Annotated in this window: 21 protein-coding genes; 10 read left to right on the forward strand and 11 right to left on the reverse strand. The window is 36.3% G+C overall.

The window, feature by feature from the left end:
* Positions 1 to 166: 166 nt before the first annotated feature.
* Positions 167 to 1,537 carry a dihydrolipoyl dehydrogenase gene (locus tag HX005_RS12440; RefSeq protein ID WP_286377595.1) on the reverse strand — a complete coding sequence of 457 codons (1,371 nt, stop codon included), beginning with the start codon at positions 1,535 to 1,537 and terminating at the stop codon, positions 167 to 169.
* A gap of 144 nt (positions 1,538 to 1,681) precedes the next feature.
* Here HX005_RS12440 and HX005_RS12445 point away from each other — a divergent pair, with 144 nt between their 5' ends.
* The gene (locus HX005_RS12445; RefSeq protein ID WP_286377596.1) at positions 1,682 to 3,217 is read left to right on the forward strand and encodes a hypothetical protein; all 1,536 of its coding nucleotides are present in this window, start codon (positions 1,682 to 1,684) and stop codon (positions 3,215 to 3,217) included.
* Between the two features lie 392 nt (positions 3,218 to 3,609).
* Here HX005_RS12445 and HX005_RS12450 read toward each other — a convergent pair whose 3' ends face one another.
* Entirely contained in the window at positions 3,610 to 3,945 is a 336-nt protein-coding gene (locus HX005_RS12450; protein ID WP_286377597.1) for a protein tyrosine phosphatase family protein, read from the reverse strand.
* A 123-nt stretch (positions 3,946 to 4,068) separates the two neighbouring features.
* Between HX005_RS12450 and HX005_RS12455 the strand changes: the two genes are divergently transcribed.
* The 3 genes from HX005_RS12455 (at position 4,069) to HX005_RS12465 (ending at position 5,842) form a co-directional block, all read left to right on the forward strand.
* On the forward strand, positions 4,069 to 4,971 hold the full coding sequence (locus HX005_RS12455) for an alpha/beta hydrolase (protein WP_107008276.1): 903 nt from the start codon (positions 4,069 to 4,071) through the stop codon (positions 4,969 to 4,971).
* A complete protein-coding gene (gene trxC, locus HX005_RS12460; RefSeq protein WP_286377598.1) occupies positions 4,968 to 5,396 on the forward strand; it encodes a thioredoxin TrxC in 429 nt (142 codons plus the stop codon). The genes HX005_RS12455 and trxC overlap by 4 nt, the downstream gene beginning before the upstream one ends.
* A gap of 77 nt (positions 5,397 to 5,473) precedes the next feature.
* The gene (locus HX005_RS12465) at positions 5,474 to 5,842 is read left to right on the forward strand and encodes an acyl-CoA thioesterase (RefSeq protein WP_373431866.1); all 369 of its coding nucleotides are present in this window, start codon (positions 5,474 to 5,476) and stop codon (positions 5,840 to 5,842) included.
* Positions 5,843 to 5,909: 67 nt separating this feature from the next.
* Here HX005_RS12465 and HX005_RS12470 read toward each other — a convergent pair whose 3' ends face one another.
* The 3 genes from HX005_RS12470 to HX005_RS12480 all read right to left on the reverse strand — a co-directional run bounded on the left by HX005_RS12470 (position 5,910) and on the right by HX005_RS12480 (position 7,594).
* Positions 5,910 to 6,428: a nuclear transport factor 2 family protein gene (locus tag HX005_RS12470; RefSeq protein WP_286377600.1), complete on the reverse strand. Its 519-nt coding sequence runs from the start codon at positions 6,426 to 6,428 to the stop codon at positions 5,910 to 5,912.
* A gap of 145 nt (positions 6,429 to 6,573) precedes the next feature.
* A complete protein-coding gene (locus tag HX005_RS12475) occupies positions 6,574 to 7,077 on the reverse strand; it encodes a DUF4442 domain-containing protein (protein ID WP_286377601.1) in 504 nt (167 codons plus the stop codon).
* Between the two features lie 28 nt (positions 7,078 to 7,105).
* Positions 7,106 to 7,594, reverse strand: coding sequence for a YajQ family cyclic di-GMP-binding protein (locus HX005_RS12480; protein WP_107008282.1), 489 nt, complete (start codon positions 7,592 to 7,594; stop codon positions 7,106 to 7,108).
* A gap of 91 nt (positions 7,595 to 7,685) precedes the next feature.
* Between HX005_RS12480 and HX005_RS12485 the strand changes: the two genes are divergently transcribed.
* Positions 7,686 to 8,000 (forward strand): rhodanese-like domain-containing protein, encoded by a 315-nt coding sequence (locus tag HX005_RS12485; protein WP_286377602.1) that lies wholly within the window; start codon positions 7,686 to 7,688, stop codon positions 7,998 to 8,000.
* 61 nt (positions 8,001 to 8,061) lie between these two features.
* On the opposite strand, the gene mnmC is transcribed toward HX005_RS12485, so the two are convergent.
* The 4 genes from mnmC to HX005_RS12505 all read right to left on the reverse strand — a co-directional run bounded on the left by mnmC (position 8,062) and on the right by HX005_RS12505 (position 11,485).
* Positions 8,062 to 9,999 (reverse strand): bifunctional tRNA (5-methylaminomethyl-2-thiouridine)(34)-methyltransferase MnmC2/FAD-dependent 5-carboxymethylaminomethyl-2-thiouridine(34) oxidoreductase MnmC1, encoded by a 1,938-nt coding sequence (gene mnmC / locus HX005_RS12490; RefSeq protein WP_286377603.1) that lies wholly within the window; start codon positions 9,997 to 9,999, stop codon positions 8,062 to 8,064.
* Between the two features lie 64 nt (positions 10,000 to 10,063).
* Entirely contained in the window at positions 10,064 to 10,552 is a 489-nt protein-coding gene (locus tag HX005_RS12495; protein ID WP_107008285.1) for an SH3 domain-containing protein, read from the reverse strand.
* Between the two features lie 4 nt (positions 10,553 to 10,556).
* Positions 10,557 to 10,859 carry a YciI family protein gene (locus HX005_RS12500; protein WP_286377604.1) on the reverse strand — a complete coding sequence of 101 codons (303 nt, stop codon included), beginning with the start codon at positions 10,857 to 10,859 and terminating at the stop codon, positions 10,557 to 10,559.
* A gap of 14 nt (positions 10,860 to 10,873) precedes the next feature.
* A complete protein-coding gene (locus tag HX005_RS12505) occupies positions 10,874 to 11,485 on the reverse strand; it encodes an inner membrane-spanning protein YciB (RefSeq protein WP_286377605.1) in 612 nt (203 codons plus the stop codon).
* Positions 11,486 to 11,532: 47 nt separating this feature from the next.
* Here HX005_RS12505 and HX005_RS12510 point away from each other — a divergent pair, with 47 nt between their 5' ends.
* On the forward strand, positions 11,533 to 12,384 hold the full coding sequence (locus HX005_RS12510; RefSeq protein ID WP_286377606.1) for a PHP domain-containing protein: 852 nt from the start codon (positions 11,533 to 11,535) through the stop codon (positions 12,382 to 12,384).
* A 142-nt stretch (positions 12,385 to 12,526) separates the two neighbouring features.
* On the opposite strand, the gene HX005_RS12515 is transcribed toward HX005_RS12510, so the two are convergent.
* Both HX005_RS12515 and radC read right to left on the reverse strand, forming a co-directional pair.
* Positions 12,527 to 13,438: a bestrophin family protein gene (locus HX005_RS12515; RefSeq protein WP_107008289.1), complete on the reverse strand. Its 912-nt coding sequence runs from the start codon at positions 13,436 to 13,438 to the stop codon at positions 12,527 to 12,529.
* 52 nt (positions 13,439 to 13,490) lie between these two features.
* Positions 13,491 to 14,213, reverse strand: a complete 723-nt coding sequence (gene radC, locus HX005_RS12520; RefSeq protein WP_286377607.1) for a RadC family protein — start codon at positions 14,211 to 14,213, stop codon at positions 13,491 to 13,493.
* Positions 14,214 to 14,327: 114 nt separating this feature from the next.
* Between radC and coaBC the strand changes: the two genes are divergently transcribed.
* The 4 genes from coaBC to HX005_RS12540 all read left to right on the forward strand — a co-directional run bounded on the left by coaBC (position 14,328) and on the right by HX005_RS12540 (position 17,799).
* Positions 14,328 to 15,593, forward strand: a complete 1,266-nt coding sequence (coaBC, locus tag HX005_RS12525; RefSeq protein WP_107008291.1) for a bifunctional phosphopantothenoylcysteine decarboxylase/phosphopantothenate--cysteine ligase CoaBC — start codon at positions 14,328 to 14,330, stop codon at positions 15,591 to 15,593.
* Between the two features lie 201 nt (positions 15,594 to 15,794).
* Positions 15,795 to 16,169, forward strand: coding sequence for a cytochrome b562 (locus HX005_RS12530; protein ID WP_286377608.1), 375 nt, complete (start codon positions 15,795 to 15,797; stop codon positions 16,167 to 16,169).
* Positions 16,170 to 16,328: 159 nt separating this feature from the next.
* Complete coding sequence (locus HX005_RS12535; protein ID WP_502872742.1) at positions 16,329 to 17,216, forward strand: methylated-DNA--[protein]-cysteine S-methyltransferase; 888 nt, start codon at positions 16,329 to 16,331, stop codon at positions 17,214 to 17,216.
* Positions 17,188 to 17,799, forward strand: a complete 612-nt coding sequence (locus HX005_RS12540; protein ID WP_286377705.1) for an alpha-ketoglutarate-dependent dioxygenase AlkB family protein — start codon at positions 17,188 to 17,190, stop codon at positions 17,797 to 17,799. The genes HX005_RS12535 and HX005_RS12540 overlap by 29 nt, the downstream gene beginning before the upstream one ends.
* Positions 17,800 to 17,807: the final 8 nt, after the last annotated feature.

The following is a 17,807-nucleotide window of genomic DNA, read 5'->3' on the forward strand; positions in this document are numbered from 1 at the left end:
CTTTGCGCTGATGGTAGTGTGGGGTTACCCATGTGAGAGTAAGTCATCGCCAGCTTTTAAATCTAAAAGCCCCCTCATAATCGAGGGGGCTTTTTTTATAGTTAGAAAATCTAAATTCGATAAAAAGTAGGAATAACTGTTTCAATTATTCCTTGTTATATTTTTATTAATCTAATTGTCTCCTTGCATGTTTTAAAGCAGTGCGTAATCCTTCCTCAAGTGTTGGATGATAAAAAGGTTTTATAAGAAGTTCATCAAGGGTCACTTCTTCAGCGATCATCCAAGAGAGTAAGTGTGCTAGATGTTCAGCAGATTCTACAAAAAGTTCTGCACCTAAGAGCTTTTTTGATTTTTTATTGATATAAACTTCAATAGCACCTTTATTTTTACCTAGTACGAGGGCACGTCCTTGTTTTTGATAGGAGGCGAAGCCAGTGATAAAATCAATGTTTTGTTCTTTTAAGGTTTGATAGCTTTGTCCTACTGTTGCCATTTCAGGTGAGCTAAACATAATAGCAAGTGGTGTTAATGTCTTAATATTTTTAATTGGAGTATTAAGACAGTTATGTGCAGCCATTCTACCTTCATGAGCTGCTTCATGTTGAATAGGTGTATTTGTGAAAGCGTCCCCAATAATAAAAATAGGTAAGTTTGCTAATTGCTTCGTCTGAGTATTAACAGGTAGTTTTTTTAGATCTTGATATTCTGGATGAATATTTTCCAAACTTAGGGTGTTTAGCAAAGATTGTCTACCTGTAGCAACCAATAAATAATCGACCTCAATCTTTTTATTTTGATTATTTTGAGAATAATGAATTTTTACTCCTTGTGTTGTTTTTTCAACTTTTTGTGGTAGTGTTTTAAATAAAATATTTAGCTCTTGAGAAATAGTCAGTTGTGCTAACTCTTGTAATTGAGGGCTTGAAAGAGCACCAACTTTTTGACTACGTGCAAAAACGGTTGTCTCTACACCAAGCCGTTGCATTGCTTGGGCTAATTCAATAGCAATTACACCACTGCCTATAACAGCTAAAGATTTGGGAAGTTTTTCTAATTCAAAGATTTGGTCGGATGTAATCAGGCGTTCTTGTAATTCTTTTTTCCATTCTGAATCAAAGTTTGGTGTTGAACCGACAGCAATGATAAAATTTTTAGCTTGAAATTGTTGTTGATTTACTTCAATAGTGTTGTGATTAATGAATTTTGCTTTACCTGAAATTTTATGTAAATTATCCCAACTTTCTACATCTTTTAATGTCGCTTTTGTAAACCGATCACGAAGTTGGCGCACATGAGTCATGATTTGTGTTGTATCAATTTCTGTTTTAATCGTTAATCCAACTTCATTGGCATGTTGTATATCATATAGACGATTTGCACTTGAAATAAGAACTTTACTTGGCATACAGCCAACACGTGCACATGTTGTATCCCAAGGACCATCGTTAATAATAAGCAGATTTTGGGTATATTTTACAGCTTCTTTATATGCAGCAATACCTGCTGTACCTGCACCAATAATAATAAGATCTAACATATTTCAAATCCTTAGCTATAAAAGGGATATTTAGTGTCTATTATCTATATATCATTATTTACACAAAACGTGAATTGTGGTTACATAGCAGGGATTTTAATTACAAATTTACTAAGAAAATAACCATAGGGTTTGGGGTAATCGATGACAAATAATAAAATGCATTTGAAGCTATCTGCTATTGCGATTTCTATTTTATTAGCAAGTTGTGGTGGTGGTGGGAGTGATGGCTATTTTGAGGGGGGAAATTCGGGTGGTGGAACAACAACACCGCCTACAACACCTGAAGCTGTTAAAACAAATTATCATTTAGTAATTTCATCAAATAAACCATCAATGTTAATCTCAGGAGATATTGCAACAATTACAATAAAACTTGTTGATGAAAATGGTGGTGGTGTAGTAGATCAAGATGTAACGTTAGCTATTGAAGATACCATTACTAATGGTATTACTATTGATGGAGCATCTAAAGTTAAAACAGATACATCTGGAAACGCAAACTTTAATATTAAACTAGATGCTCAAAATATTAAAGATAAAGCGGCTTTACTTGCAAAAGGTATTCGTTTAAATGCTTCGTTTACTGATGGAACGAAAAAAACGATTACACAAACAACAATTTTAAAAGCGCTTGAATCGATTAATAGTGAAACATCTACCGCGCAATATTTCCTAAATATGTCAACGAATAAACCAACGTTGCTTGTAACAGGGGATAATGCAAAAGTTACTATTAAGGCAGTAGATGTGAATGGTGGTGGGGTAGAAGGACAAACAGTTACTCTTGCTATTCAAGATACTTTAAAAAATGGCGTGACGATTGATGGTTCATCAAAGGCTTTAACAGATACTTCTGGTAATGCTGTTTTTAATATTTCATTACCAGCAGCTACAGGTACAAATGCAACTAACCTATTGGCGAATGGTATTACTTTAAATGCAGAGTTAACAGATGCGAATGGTGTAACAAGTAAACAATCAACAAAAATTTCAGTAGTCTCTGCTGCGGTTGCACAACCTATAGGAAATATCACATTTGGTAATTCGGGCGAATTACAAAAGACTGCTGATGCAAATTATTACAGTGAAGCAGCTTCTGCACATGTTGTTGATATTAATGGTAAACCTTTAGCAAATCAGACAGTTACACTTTCATTGAAAGTATTATCTGCTGGAACTGGTGTCTTTTATCTAAAGAAAGGGCTTGATCAAGCTAAAGATGGTCAAGTTTTAACTTTAAAATCGACACTTGCTGATCCTAAATTAACTGATGCTGAAAAAGTTCAGATTGAAGCATTAATTGAAGCATTAGAAAAATTTGAAAATGATGGTCGAGATCAAAATTATTGTCAATTAAATGACTTGAAAAATACACAATTGGCAACAGGTTTTGTTTCTCCGACAGGCGAAATTAACACAACCTTTACTTATACAACGGACAGTACTGGTAAATTTGACTTTAGAGTCAATTACTTACGTCGTTATGCTGGTTGGCAAAGTGTTGAAATTACAGCTAAAACAAGTGTTAGTGGTAAAACACTCCAGTCTAGTATGAATTATCGTTTAGGAATTTTAAAAACAGATTTGGACGCAGAAACAAGTCAACCATTTGATACCAGTCCTTATGGAAATGAATGTAATAATTACTCATTTCCTTGGAGTTATTTATTAAAATAATATAGTTAAAAACAGCGCCGAGGCGCTGTTTTTTATAGTATAGAGATTAAATAGAACTTCCCATACTCACACCAACAGTTGGCTTAACATTCATTGAGCTACATGCTGCTAGGCTTAAACAGCATAAAATAACCAAGAAAAATTTGTTCATACATTAAAATCCTCATACTTTTGAGCGTTTATTTTCAATCTAAAAGAAAAATAATTGCAGTATAGTAAGGAGAGAATAAAAAGAAATCTGTTGTAAATAGTTACTTAAGTTGTAAGTTTTAAAAATAATTGAGCAAGCTAAAAATCAAAAAAATGGGGGAGATAGTGGAATTGATCTATAACTTTAATTTTGTATTTAAAATTTAATATCATCATTAATGTTATAGATCAAAGCGAATAAATTAGTCGTCTAATAAATCCATCTGTTTTGCAAGTTGGTACAAGTTATTTGAGCGATTACCTGTACGACAAAACATTAAAACAGGTTTAGGTAGTTCATTGAAATGATTCGCAAAAGCACGTACATCCACTTCAGTAATTTGACCTGCAACCACAGGCTGATAAACATAATCTAAACCAGCATTACGTGCTGCTTCCTCAATTTGAGCACTTGTAGGTTGTTCGGAACCACCTTCTAAATCTGGGCGATTATTAATAATTGATTTAAAGCCTTTCTCAACGACTTGAGAAATATGTTCTGGACCAATTTGACCTGCAAATCCAACATTGTCACTCATGATGACGCTCCACAATATTTAAAAAAACTATGTTAGTATCATAGCATTAAGCTTTGTCTTACTATTCAGTGATGAAGCAATTTATAAGATAAAACTAACAAAATATAACGTAATGGAGTGCTTATGTACGCGTATACAGTTGAGCCACTGTATGTACCAAGCGGTCAGGAGGTCATAGCTGCTGATTTTTATAGACCTAAAAATATAAAAAAACCAGCAGTAATTGTAATGGCACATGGATTTGCAGCTTTAAGACAATTTCGCCTGATTGAATATGCGAAGCGATTTGCACAGGCGGGTTATGCAGTTGTGTTATTTGACTATCGATATTGGGGTGGGAGTACGGGCTCTCCTCGTGAACAAATCTCATTAACAGATCAACTGAATGATTGGAAAACGGTTGTCGCTTATGTCAGTACCAAAAAATGTATTAATCAACGAAAAATTATATTGTGGGGAACATCATTAAGCGGAGGATATGTATTAACACTGGCTTCTGAAATTAAAAATATTCAGGCAGTGATGGTTCAAATTCCCTTTGTAGATGGTGCAGAAACTGCGAAACTTTATCCTATTCATTACCTACCTAAAGCCTTGAAATTATCTAGTCAAGATTATATGAGTACTAAGATTATTGGAATGCAGCCAAAGACCTTACCCGTTGTGCATCCTTTTAACTTATGTTTTATTCCAACGAGAGAGAGCTACAATGGTTATATGTCGATTGTAAATCCTGACTATTATTGGAGTGGTGAAGTTCCTGCACGGGTATTTTTTAATTTAATTCGTTATCGTCCAATTCAAACTGTGAGAACAATTAACATTCCTGTATTGTTTATTGCTGCTAAAAAAGATCAAGTTGTACCGATTGCATCAAGTCGTGAAGCTGCAACGAATATTGCCCCTTTTGTGCAATATTATGAGTGGAATATCTCCCATTATGATATTTATCATGGTCAATGGTTGGAAAAAGCAATTTTGACCCAATTAGAGTTCTTACATCAACATATTGGAGTGAGCTCATGATCATTGTATGTCCAGCATGTGGCGCGAAAAATCGTGTCCCTGAAGATAAATTAACTGCACAACCAAGCTGTGGTCAATGTCATCAGAACTTAGTTCCACTTGCTCCAATTGAATTAAATGAGCAAAATTTTAGCCATTTTGTGAGCAATAGTGATTTACCTATTTTAATTGACTTATGGGCTGAATGGTGTGGACCTTGTAAAATGATGGCACCACATTTTGCTGAGGTTGCAAAAAATAATCCGCACGTGATTTTTGCTAAAATTGATACAGAAGCAAATCCTCGTTTAAGTAATGCTTTTAGTATTCGTAGTATTCCAACATTAGTTTTAATGAATAAAACGACAGAAATTGCTAGAATAAGCGGCGCTTTACGTTCTAGTCAGTTGCAAGAATGGTTGGATCAGCAAGTGCAAGCTTCTTAATCAATTCTCAGCTTGGAGTTAATGTGTCAGATTCTCATGTAAAACCTGAAGGTACGCTTTCCCTTCAAACGATCGCAATGCCAGCAGATACCAACTGGAGTGGTGATGTCTTTGGTGGTTGGATTGTTTCACAAATGGATTTGGCTGGTGCAATTCATGCTGAGCGTTTTAGTAAGGGACGCTGTGCAACGATTTCAATTAATCAAATGACTTTTTTAGTTCCAGTCAAAGTTGGTGATGTCATCAGTTGCTATACCAAAATTTTAAAAGTAGGCAATACTTCAATTCAAATGCAGATCGAAGTATGGGATAGCCATGACAGTTCACGTTCTGCAAAACGGGTAACCGAAGGTGTATTTACCTTTGTTGCAGTTGATGTCACTGGAAATAAACGCCAAATTCCTGATGAAGTCAAAGAGAAGTTTTTTGCTACGCAAAGTGCTTAACTTTTCAATTAAAAATCCCAACATTGTTTGGGATTTTTTATGTCTAGAGTGTTGCAGAATACCAACGCTAAAACATCGTATTGGTGTTAGCGCTTTGAGCAGGAACGTCTTGTTGTACATCCCAATGTTCAACAATTTTACCGTTTTCAACTCTAAAAATGTCCACAATTGCTACACCACGATCTTGTGCATTTTGTGTTGAATGAACATGTAAAAAGACTAAATTACCTTCAGCTACTGCACGTTTTATTACGCTTTTTGCTTCTGGATGTTCTTGAAAATGTTGAGTGAAGTAATTTACAAAAGGTGCTTTGCCATCAGGAACATGTGGATTATGTTGAATATATTGATCACCAATATAAAGGTCAGAATAGGCTTTGACTTGGTGTTTTAAAAATACGCCTTCATAAAAATCGACCACAATTTTTTTGTTTTGTTCAGCTTGTTGTGTAGATGAAATTGCATTAAGGGTTTTATCGGTGACAGAGGCAGCGACTTGGTGAGGGTTTTGCTGACATGCAACAAGTAACAAAGCTGTAAGAATAGAGCTAAGAGCTAAAGTTTTTTTAACTGTAAATACTGACATTTTTTTCTCAAGATGATTTTTGAAATATCATCTTGATGTTTTATGGATGATCAATAAAGTGAATAATCGTCACTTATTTTAAGTAATTTGGTAAAATTTTAACTTACCTAAAAGTAAGTTTTATTTACATTTATTTGATTTTTAGTTACTTGTTTTTCAGATGTGACTTTGCAACCCAAGCCCAAAGCATTTCACATTGAATAGGTTCTTGTCCTGACTCATCTTTTACGATGACATGAACAAGGGTTTCACCTTTTTCACTTTCTTGCATCATTTTACGTTGTTCATCTGTGAGCGTTGCAACGGCGGTTAAACCACCTTTAGATGGACGTTTAAATTGAATATTCATGTGTTTGATGAGCACAATGCATGAGTCAGGAATATTCATTCCTGTTACAAAACCTGTTGCAGTTTCAGCGACTAAAGCCATGGCGCAAGCATGTGCTTGACCAATATGATTTTGCATATTTTTATTATTTTCGATTTTCACTTCAACGCGTGAAGGGGTGATTTCTATATAACGTAATTTTGCTGTACCAACCATAGGTACGACTCGACCAAAAGCTTTACTGAGAATTGTACTTTGAATCCCTTTTGGAAGTTTTGAAGTGGCATTTACCAGCTTAGATAGACGATTGGTCTGAGTCATAATTTAACCTATAGCAAACAGGAAAGACTTAGTCTTTGAAGTTATTAAATTGTAAAGGAACACCAAACTGCTGTTCTTTTAAAAACGCCATGACTTGCTGTAAAGTATCGCGCTTTTTATCGGTCACACGAATTTTGTCACCTTGAATAGATGATTGCACTTTGATGCCACTTTCTTTAATGGCTTTATTAATTTTTTTTGCAGTATCAGAGTCAAGACCATCTTTAAGTTTAATGACTTGGATCACGTTTTTACCAGAAGCCGTCATTTTTTGTGGATCAAGTGCTTGAATATCGACTTTGCGTTTAAAGAAATGATTTTCAAGCATGCTATAGACTTGCTCACATTGGAAATCACTTTCTGTGGAAATTTTAATTTCTTTGGCTTTTTCATTTAATTCAATAGAAACATCCTGTCCGCGGAAGTCAAAACGAGTTAAGATCTCTTTTTGAGTGTTTTGAACTGCATGATTTACTTCAAAAACTTCTAATTCTGAAACAATATCGAAAGAAGGCATGGTTTAGACCTTTACAAAGTGAAAGAATATCTGAGATGCTAGGGATGTTTTCTTCATTTGCCAAGTGTTGTTTACATCAAAGGAGTGTACAATGATCCGTAAACAAGAAATTACAACATTTGAGTTCCCAGAAAATGCGATTATCTGGGATGTTCGTGATGCGAAAGCTTTTGCTGAGGGGCATGTTAAAGGCGCTGTTAATCAGCCCATAGACAGCTTAACTGCGGAAAGTTTAACTCAAGTGGATTCGGATCAGCCTATATATATTTTATGCGGTGGTGGCAGTAAAGCACCACGTGCGGCTGAAAAATTAGAAAGTTTAGATAACTCTCGAGATTATGTCGTGCTTATGGGTGGTACACGTGCAGCACGTGATGCGGGCTTGCCTTTGGAGCAAGAAGCATAAAAAAAAGCGCCGTCAGGCGCTTTTTTAATATTGAAAATAAAAAATACTTTTTAAAAATAACTTAGCCATTTGGTGCTTGATAATAAGGTTTACGTACACGTACTTTCTTTTGACCTCGTTTGGGGCTGAGTTTTTCTAATAAAGTTTGTGAAATAGGGCAAGCTTCTTTTAAAACCAATGCAGCTAAGACTTCACTACACAACGGCGCAAATAAAAAACCTTTTGACCCCAAACCTGCGAGTGTATACAGCTCAATTTCTTCAACACCTTGCCCAACGACTGGAAAATAATCTAAAGTTTGTGCACGTACAGAAGCACGACCTTGCCAAGTGTCTATACTTGGTAAAATTTTGGCGTATTCAGGAAAGGCATCTGCGATCAGACTATAATTATGAGCATGGTCTTCAGGCAGGACTTCTGTATCATCACGTTCAGGGTAAAAAGAAGCACCTGTAATCAAATGTTCAGCATCGAATTGCATACAATAACCACCAAAGCTATAGGCAAATTGGGGATTTAAAGTTTTATGACTATTTTTAAGCCAACTAACTTGTCCTCGAATTGCTCTAAGGCGTGGATAATGTGAAAAAAATGCTTGGCTTTCACGCGCACAACAAATAATAACGTGATCAAATTTCCCTAAGCTACTTTGATTTTCATCTAAAAGTTGAAGTTGCGTGTCATGCTCTGTATTTTTTGCACAACTCGAAATATGTGCATGCTGGAAATGAATCAAAGGATGTTCAAGGATCTGATCACGAAGTTGATGTGGTAATACAGCACCTGCTTGTTTTAATTTTAAGTTGTCATATTGGGTTTTCAGCTCAAAGTTGCTTGCGACACCATATTCAAAAACCTCAGAACTATATTGTTCAACTAAAGCCAATGCCTCTTCTGGGTTTTTTTGCAGCATTTGATGAATGCTAAGCGGGCGAAAAGCATGAAACTGAGGGTAGTAGTGCTTGGCATATTGCCATGCTAATGTCATCAAATGATCTGATGTCTGTGCAATTGGACTAAGTTTTGGATTCAGTAAGGCAAGGGGGTTACCTGAAGCACCTGCCAATGGCGCTGATTGGTCGTAAATGCTGACTTGATGACCACGCTCGGCAAATGCCCATGCAGCACTTAAACCTGCGATTCCAGCGCCAATAATCGCAATCTGGCGCTGATTAAAGTTAGGGGATGCATTTAATACGCTTTTTTTTTGAGTTAAATGAATATTTTCAGAGGCTTCATTGTTTGAATTAATATTTTCCTGTATTTCTGGTGCATTCCACATCGCTTTGAGCATTTCACGTTTATGCCCAAAACCTTTTGGTCGTGAAATTGAAATACCATGTTGTTTTAAACCGCGTTTTAGTACCCCTGCCACACTAAATGAAGCAAAGCTTGTTCCAACGTCAGAAAGTCGAATAATATGATGAAGAATATTTTCTTCCCATAAATCAGGATTACATGACGGCGCAAAACCGTCTAGAAACCAAGCATTGACCTGATGTGTTTTTGCCATTAAAGGAAATACATCATGTGCATCACCAAGCCACAGGTCAATAGAAAAACGTTCATCAGGAAAGCTTAAACGGTGACAACCTGCAATTGGCAATGGATATTGTTGAATGAGTTGTTCTGCCAATGGCTTAAGTTCAGTCCAAACGCTTAGAGCACGAATCAAATCTTGTTTAGACAGTGGAAATTTTTCAACGCTAATCGCATGTAAATGACTATGATTATTTGGACGTACTTGTTGCCATAACTGCCATAACGCTAAAATATTTAGACCTGTGCCAAAACCTGTTTCACCTACACTAAAATATTCAAAATTATTTAAATTTGCTAAACGATCGGGTAGGTCATTCCCATTTAAAAATACATGGCGTGTTTCGAGTAATCCATTATCTTTTGAAAAATAGACATCACCAAATTGTTTAGAAATAGGAACTTCGATTCCATCAACACATTGCCAATCTAAGTCGGCGGTTTGAATGGCATTTGACAACGTAGATAACCTTTTAAGCGATTAAATAAGTGAGAAAGTGGTTAGACGAGGCAAAGTCAGTGGCTTACCACTGACGACGACGTTTGGTATAAATATAACTTGCAATTAAAAAACCGAGGAGTACGCCAACTGCAATTGTGGCAGCACCATACAAAAACATTTGAGCACTTTGTTCACTTTGTAAAACTTGAACTTGTACACCTAAATTATCATTTTTTAACTGTAATTCTTGGTTTTGTGTAAGGGCTTCTAAATTGGCTTTTTCAAGTTGTTGTAGACGAGTTGCTTGGTCTTTGACCAAAGCTTTGACTTTTGCATCTTGAGAGGCTTTTTCTTTGACAATTTGTTCGGCTGTTAACGGTTTATTCTCTTTAAGCTGTGCTTGATTTTGTACAATTGCATTTGCACCAGCCACAGCAGGAATAATACTGGGTTTATGAGGTTGAGTAAGTTGACTCTCAGTCGTTGTGGTAGCGCTTGGAGCTGGTTCAGCCCATGAGAGGGATGAACCAAATAGAGATAAAACAACTAAGCTTGGGATGACAGCGCGCATCATTTTATCCTTTAGGAAACGCTTTATTAAATGGTTTGACATCCACATGACTATAAACCCCTTCTTTTAGGAAAGGTTCATCTTTTAACCATTCATCTAGTGCTTCACGACTTTCAAAGTCTAAAATCATCGTGCTGCCGTAAAAACCTGCTTGAGGGTTTTCACGATCTTTTGGCATTGCACCAGCAACGATTACACGTCCTTCAGCATCTAATTTTTCTAAACGAGCAATATGTTGAGGGCGAACTGCAAGACGTTTTTCAACTGTACCATCTTGGTCGGTACAGGTAATGACAAATAAAGGCATGAAATCTGACCTAATTAATCTGAGGTTTTAAAATGTTTTCTTAAGCAAAACAGTATAACAGCTAGGTAGCTCAAGGATACGATAATATCGCCAAATGCAGTAAATTCGCCCCAGTATTTGCCATCCATATACAAGAAACCAAAAAAGTAATGTAATGTTGCTAAGAGAAAGAATTGACCACACCATGCCCAGTTTAGACGCATCCAACCTTGACGTGTTAAATCTAGCATAGAGCCTAACATCTTTTGAATAATCGGTAAGCGTTCTTTGTTAAACAAAGGTGTAACTAAAAAGCCTATACCTATACCAAGATTTAAAATGACTGCTTTCATTTTAATAAAAGTAACATCGCTAAAAGCAAGCGTAACTCCACCAAAAATCAAAGACATAATGACAATGAACCATTGCATCTTTTCGAGTTTGAATTTTTGAGCAAAGAATAAGCAGCCATAGACCACAAGAGTGGAAATCATCAACGCACAAGTGGCAACCAAAATATGGTTCTGATCGGCATTGCCTGTACTGCCAATGAGTTCAAGGAGAGGATGTTGATTGTCTTTGGGATCTGTCGTTTTATAAAAATAAAAGAAGATAATAATAGGTAGGTAATCAAATAGCGCTTTCATGCTACAGTACAATATTCCAATTTTGGTGGCTTAGCATAATACAAACAATGATTGGTGTCGATTTACATACGCATAGTACAATTTCAGATGGAACGTTCAGTCCTGAAGAATTAATAGAAGCTGCACATGCACTGGGTATAAAGACCTTTGCATTGACAGACCATGACACGATGGATGGTGTAGTGCGTGCGCAAAATTATGCTGAACGTCTAGGAATGCAACTGATTTCAGGGGTGGAAATCTCAAGTCAATGGTCACGACCTGCTACAAAAAAAAGTTATGGGGTACATATTGTTGCATTAAATATGCAAAATCCTGAGCCATTACAACAACTTTTAGCAGAACAAAAAAAAATTCGTGCTGTACGTTCCAAGCAAATTTGTGACTTGTTGATTCCTTTAATTGGTCAAGATATTTATGCCGATGTCATTGCAAAAGTAGACGGTGAAGCAGATCGTGTAACACGAACGCATATTGCTAAAACTTTGGTTGAAAAAGGTATTGTACAACGTCCACAACAAGCCTTTGATAAATATATTAAAGAAGGTAAAAAAGCCTATGTGAAATTTGATGGTTTAGGTCTAAAAGAAACCATTGATGTGATTCATCAGAGCCAAGGCTTTGCCGTATTGGCACATCCAACACGTTATGATTTATCAGCAACCAATATTCGTTATCTGATTGAAATTTTTGCTCAATTTGGTGGTGATGCTGTTGAACTTCCACCAGCAATTGAGTCTGTATCTACCCGAAAAATGGTCGATCGGATGATTGAGCAGTTTAATTTAAAAGTATCGGTTGGTAGTGATTTTCATGGCAGTCATATGCCTTGGATTAAACTGGGCAATATTCCACGTGTAAAAGAAGGGCAAGTGGGGATTTGGGAGAGTTTTCATTAATGCATAAATGCATAATTTAATTTCTCTCTAACCTTATTCCTAAAAAGAAGCAAAACTTCTTATTACTGAAATTTAGAATAGATAAAGCTTATTCTTCTTGTGGAGGAATGTTAGGTTAGGATCAGAGAAAAGAAAATTCGAGTTAAAGCAAATTATGATCCTGTGCTTGAATCGGCGGTGGTGTTGGTCGACCTAAAGTACCTAATAACTCGATCTCAATCGTACGTACCATCGCATCTAAGGGTAAATCATTACTTTGTGTACCAAAAGGTTCTTCAATTTCAGAGCTTAAAGCATCTAAGCCTAAAAATGTATAAGCTAAAATTCCAACTAAAAGTGGTGTTGCTAAACCCAATAATGAGCCTAAACTAAAGGGCAGCATAAAACAGAAAAAATACACAGTACGATTGAGTAAAACAGAATAAGCAAAAGGTAAAGGTGTCGTGGCGATACGGTCACAACCTGTTTGTACAAGGCTTAATTCATTAACATGCTCATTGAGTTGAGTGTAAATAATATCGGAAATTTCACCTTCTTTCAGAGCTTGCATCAGCTCCCATTGGATCAAGCTGAGTGTGTATTGGGGAGCATTGGACTGTTGATATAGCTGTTTTAAAGCCTGTTGACTCATCCCACTCGTTTCAACCAAGACATCGGGGCTTGCTGTTTGGTGACGTAAGCGATCGCGTAATACATTTGCAAAAACAATAACATGTTGAATAATTCGCTCACGACGACCTTGAGGGAACATACGACAATCACGGTCAAAATGGCGTGCATTGGCAATGAGCATGCCCCAGAGTTTACGTGCTTCCCACCAACGGTCATAACAAGCCGTATTTTTAAAGCCTAGAAAAATTGATAGTACAACACCGATTAAAGTAAATCCGACTAAAGGTAATTCTGGAAAACGATATAGACCCGTATATTCAATTCCACCCACAATGGCAGAAATCAGCATGACAAAACCTAACGGTGGTAGTACCTTGGGTAAAATTGTGCCACGCCATGAAAAAAGTAGTTTAAAAGTATCGTTTTGTTCCCGAACAATCATGTGAATCGAATCATTTATTTTTCTACGATCTTCCTCACTTCCTTACACCTTGTCAATACGATTTAGTAGTTAAATGTACGGCTTTGATTTGTTGATGCTCTGCAAATGAATAATTTTTATCTATTGTAATGATAATATGATCAATGAGTTGAATTTCGACTAACTGACATGCCTGAAAAATTTCTTTTGTTAATTGTAGATCTGTTTCCGAAGGCAATGCTTGACCATAAGGATGGTTGTGTGCGATGACTAAAAAAGTCGCTTGCTTTTGGATGGCATAACGTAAAATTTGATTGATAGAAATAGAACAATAATTAAGTGAACCATAAAATAATTTTTTAAAACTAAGTTTGCGTAATTGGCTGTCTAAGCACAATACAGCAAAAACTTCTTGTGTTTCACCAACCAGTTCATAACGTAGGTATTCTTGAATTAAATCAGAACGACTTAAGTCCATTCCTTGGTATAAATGATGTCTTAGATAGCGCCGTCCTAACTCTTTAACTGCCATCAGTTGTGAGTACTTCATTTCAGCAATACCATGAAATTGTTTTAAATCTTCAAGTGCGGCATCAAATACACGATTTAAACTGCCAAAATGTTGAATGAGTAAGCGTGCGAGTTCAACAGCAGAGTGCTGTTTTGATCCTGAGCGTAAAAATATTGCCAATAATTCGGTATCAGAAAGACTTTCTGCACCTTGCTGAAGTAAACGTTCTCGTGGGCGTTCTTGTTCTGGCCATTCTTTGATAGAGGATTTTGTGGAATGATTCATTCTTATTCACTGTATTGATTTATTTTAATTTTCACTTTTCTCCTTTGAGTTACTTGGGAGATACATTATTTAATGATATTGTGAGCGCCACTGCAACAGAAAGGTAGCCTGATCGTGAGTTTCGATCTCAGTGTATTTTCTAATAAAAATATTATTCTTGCTGTCACTGGCGGAATTGCGGCATATAAAAGTGCGATTCTTGTCCGTCGTTTAAAGGATTATGGTTTTAATGTTCGTGTGGTCATGACTAAAGGTGCTCAGGCATTTATTACGCCATTAACCTTTCAGGCATTATCAGGTAATCCAGTTCATACTGAATTATTAGACCCCGAAGCAGAAGCGGGCATGGGGCACATTGAACTGGCACGTTGGGCAGATTTAGTTTTGGTTGCACCTGCAAGCTGTGACACGATTGCTAAGTTTGCAGCAGGTTTAGCAGATGACTTACTCAGTACATTATATTTAGCCACGAAAGCACCTGTTTGGGTTGCACCTGCAATGAATCAACAAATGTGGGCAGCAAAAGCAACTCAACGTAATCTTAATACGTTGGTTGAAGATGGTGTACATGTCATCATGCCTGAGGCAGGTTCACAAGCATGTGGTGATGTGGGTTTAGGGCGTATGCCTGAGCCTGAAGTATTAGCTGAACAAGTCAAAGATTATTTCCACCAAGCCCAAAGAGCAATTGCAGAAAAATTTGGTTTATTGGCAGGGAAAAGAGTGACAATTACGGCAGGTCCTACACGTGAAGCCATAGATCCTGTGCGCTATATTTCTAATCATAGTACTGGGAAAATGGGCTTTGCGATAGCTGCTGCATGTTATAGCGCAGGAGCAAAAGTCACTTTATTAGCAGGTCCTGTGAGTTTAGATACACCAAATGGTGTGAAACGTATCAATGTTTCATCTGCCTTAAAAATGCTAGATGAAAGTATGAACCAGCTTGAAGAAGGCTGTGATATTTTTATCGCAACCGCAGCCGTAGCAGACTATAGAGTGGCTGAAGTTGCTGAACATAAAATTAAAAAATCGGGCGATGAACTCAATGTTTCGCTGATTAAAAACCCTGATATTGTCGCAACGATTGCTCAGCAAGAGAAGCGCCCATTTATGGTAGGTTTTGCTGCTGAAACACGTAATGTCGAAGAATATGCAGCAGGTAAGCTTGTAGCAAAAAAACTAGATATGATTGCTTGTAATGATGTATCTCGTGCGGATATTGGCTTTGCTTCAGATCAAAATGCCATGATTGTGTTCTTTGCTGAACAATATCAAATGGAAAAACGGGATTTAGAGAAAGCATCTAAACAAGAAATTGCTCAGCAGCTTGTTGAGGCAATTCATGATGCCTTACATCATGAAATAGAACCCGTTTAATACGATTGAATATTTTAAGATGTATTGCTTAGGTGAAATAAGCTGATCATAACCAAAGAAAATGCAACGAATTCGTTGCATTTTTTATTTGCAATTTTCAATGATTTTAAATTATGTTTAAGCATATAAATGGACAATAAATATAACACTATTGCGCTATTTAATTTTTATTTACAGCCACAGTTTTAAAGGATGATCGAGATGATCAAAAAAACTTTAGCCACGATGATACTTTCTTCAACATTTGTCATGAGCTCAATGAGCTTTGCTGCAAGTCTAGAAGATAATATGAAAACCCTTGCGAAAAACTATAAAGCATTTAATCAGAGTAATAACGCTGCTGATGCCAATAAAGCTTTAGATAATATGCGTGTTGCAGCAAATGATGCTAAAAAAGTTAAACTCAAAGGTCGTGGTGATACACAAGCTCTAAGCTCAACACAATTATATGATCAGATCATTGCAGAAATTGATAAAACTCAATCATTGGTCAAAGGTGGTCACTTAGATCATGCCAAAATAGAAGCAAAGAAAATTGCTGAGATTCGTGATCAAGGGCATAAAATTTATCGTTAAATTGATCATCAAATTTGAAAGTTAAATCTGTCCCTTTTAAAACCGCATTGAGATGCGGTTTTTTATGGTATGAAATATTAGAAAAGTGCGCATGATCTGGATTTATTTTTATCTTTTCGGTTGATAAGGTGGTTTAAAAGCAAGACGAAAAAGGAGAGCATGATGCAGCAACATATACAGTTTGAGCGTATTGCCAAAGCCATCGAATATATTCAACAGCATTTTAAAGAGCAGCCTAATTTAGATCATGTTGCGGCACAGCTTCATTTAAGTCCTGCACATTTTCAACGTTTATTTACAGAATGGGCAGGGACTAGCCCTAAAAAATTTTTACAATACATCAGCTTACAACATGCTAAAACACTTCTAAATACACCAAAATCATCTTCTATTTTAGATGCGAGTTTTGCGACAGGTTTATCAAGTTCAAGTCGTTTGCATGATTTATTTATTCAAATTGAAGGGATGAGTCCTGCTGAATATAAAAATGGTGGTTCAAATTTGTGTATTGAATATGATCTGACAGAAACGCTTTTTGGAAAAGTCTTTATCGCTTCTACATCTAAAGGAATTTGTGCGATGAGTTTTGTGGAAAATAAAGATCAAGGTTTGCAAAATTTAAAAGAAAAATTTTCAAATGCACAGTTTTTGGAAAATAAGAATGAAAGACAAAATAATGCTTTAGATTTTTTTCATGCAATCAAGCGAGGTCAAGAAAAAGATCAAAAACAGCATTTAGCACAAATAAAATTGCATCTAAAAGGTACAGACTTTCAACTCAAAGTATGGGAATGCCTATTAAAAATTCCTCAAGGACAATTGTCGAGTTATGGTGAAATCGCTGAGTATATTGGAAATCCAAAAGCCTCACGTGCCGTTGGAACCGCAATTGGTCATAATCCTGTGGCATTTTTAATTCCTTGTCATCGTGTCATTCAAGCTACGGGTGCTTTAGGAGATTATCATTGGGGAAAGACACGCAAGAGCGCAATGATTGGTTGGGAAGGAGTGCAGTGTGATGCAACATCTCGCAATGAACCATATTGACCCACAACAAAATTTATTACCCTATGACGGCTGTGTCTATTATTTAGGTCAAATATTGACTGAAACTGAAGCAAATGATTATTTTGAAAAGTTACTGATGTCCATTGCATGGCAACATGATCAAGCCATTATTTTTGGTAAAACCCTAACGACAAAAAGAAAAGCGGCATGGTATGGCGATCAAGCATTTGAATATACATATTCCAACATTCACAAATATGCTTTGCCGTGGACACCTGAATTATTGACACTAAAAGCTTTGGTCGAAGCCAAGACAAATGAAACCTTTAACGCTTGTTTATTGAACTTATACCATACAGGTGACGAGGGAATGGCATGGCATAGTGATGCTGAAAAAGACTTAAAACTTAATGGTGCCATTGCATCATTAAGTTTTGGTGCTATACGAAAATTTGTGTTTAAACATAAACAAAGTAAAGAAAAGATAGATGTCATTTTAGAAAATGGCAGTTTATTGGTGATGAAAGACACTACACAGACGTTTTGGCTTCATCGCCTACCACCGACCAAGAAAATAAAGACAGCAAGGATTAACCTAACATTTAGAACGATTGTTGAGTAATTTTGTAT

Source organism: Acinetobacter sp. R933-2 (genome assembly GCF_030325485.1).
Taxonomy (GTDB): Bacteria; Pseudomonadota; Gammaproteobacteria; order Pseudomonadales; family Moraxellaceae; genus Acinetobacter; species Acinetobacter sichuanensis.

Excerpts from the sequence above, each read along its gene's own strand:
- HX005_RS12440 (WP_286377595.1), bottom strand. The coding sequence starts at position 1,537 with ATGTTAGATCTTATTATTATTGGTGCAGGTACAGCAGGTATTGCTGCA.
- HX005_RS12445 (WP_286377596.1), top strand. The coding sequence starts at position 1,682 with ATGACAAATAATAAAATGCATTTGAAGCTATCTGCTATTGCGATTTCT.
- HX005_RS12450 (WP_286377597.1), bottom strand. The coding sequence starts at position 3,945 with ATGAGTGACAATGTTGGATTTGCAGGTCAAATTGGTCCAGAACATATT.
- HX005_RS12455 (WP_107008276.1), top strand. The coding sequence starts at position 4,069 with ATGTACGCGTATACAGTTGAGCCACTGTATGTACCAAGCGGTCAGGAG.
- trxC (WP_286377598.1), top strand. The coding sequence starts at position 4,968 with ATGATCATTGTATGTCCAGCATGTGGCGCGAAAAATCGTGTCCCTGAA.
- HX005_RS12465 (WP_373431866.1), top strand. The coding sequence starts at position 5,474 with ATGCCAGCAGATACCAACTGGAGTGGTGATGTCTTTGGTGGTTGGATT.
- HX005_RS12470 (WP_286377600.1), bottom strand. The coding sequence starts at position 6,428 with ATGTCAGTATTTACAGTTAAAAAAACTTTAGCTCTTAGCTCTATTCTT.
- HX005_RS12475 (WP_286377601.1), bottom strand. The coding sequence starts at position 7,077 with ATGACTCAGACCAATCGTCTATCTAAGCTGGTAAATGCCACTTCAAAA.
- HX005_RS12480 (WP_107008282.1), bottom strand. The coding sequence starts at position 7,594 with ATGCCTTCTTTCGATATTGTTTCAGAATTAGAAGTTTTTGAAGTAAAT.
- HX005_RS12485 (WP_286377602.1), top strand. The coding sequence starts at position 7,686 with ATGATCCGTAAACAAGAAATTACAACATTTGAGTTCCCAGAAAATGCG.
- HX005_RS12495 (WP_107008285.1), bottom strand. The coding sequence starts at position 10,552 with ATGCGCGCTGTCATCCCAAGCTTAGTTGTTTTATCTCTATTTGGTTCA.
- HX005_RS12500 (WP_286377604.1), bottom strand. The coding sequence starts at position 10,859 with ATGCCTTTATTTGTCATTACCTGTACCGACCAAGATGGTACAGTTGAA.
- HX005_RS12505 (WP_286377605.1), bottom strand. The coding sequence starts at position 11,485 with ATGAAAGCGCTATTTGATTACCTACCTATTATTATCTTCTTTTATTTT.
- HX005_RS12510 (WP_286377606.1), top strand. The coding sequence starts at position 11,533 with ATGATTGGTGTCGATTTACATACGCATAGTACAATTTCAGATGGAACG.
- HX005_RS12515 (WP_107008289.1), bottom strand. The coding sequence starts at position 13,438 with ATGATTGTTCGGGAACAAAACGATACTTTTAAACTACTTTTTTCATGG.
- radC (WP_286377607.1), bottom strand. The coding sequence starts at position 14,213 with ATGAATCATTCCACAAAATCCTCTATCAAAGAATGGCCAGAACAAGAA.
- HX005_RS12530 (WP_286377608.1), top strand. The coding sequence starts at position 15,795 with ATGATCAAAAAAACTTTAGCCACGATGATACTTTCTTCAACATTTGTC.
- HX005_RS12535 (WP_502872742.1), top strand. The coding sequence starts at position 16,329 with ATGATGCAGCAACATATACAGTTTGAGCGTATTGCCAAAGCCATCGAA.
- HX005_RS12540 (WP_286377705.1), top strand. The coding sequence starts at position 17,188 with ATGCAACATCTCGCAATGAACCATATTGACCCACAACAAAATTTATTA.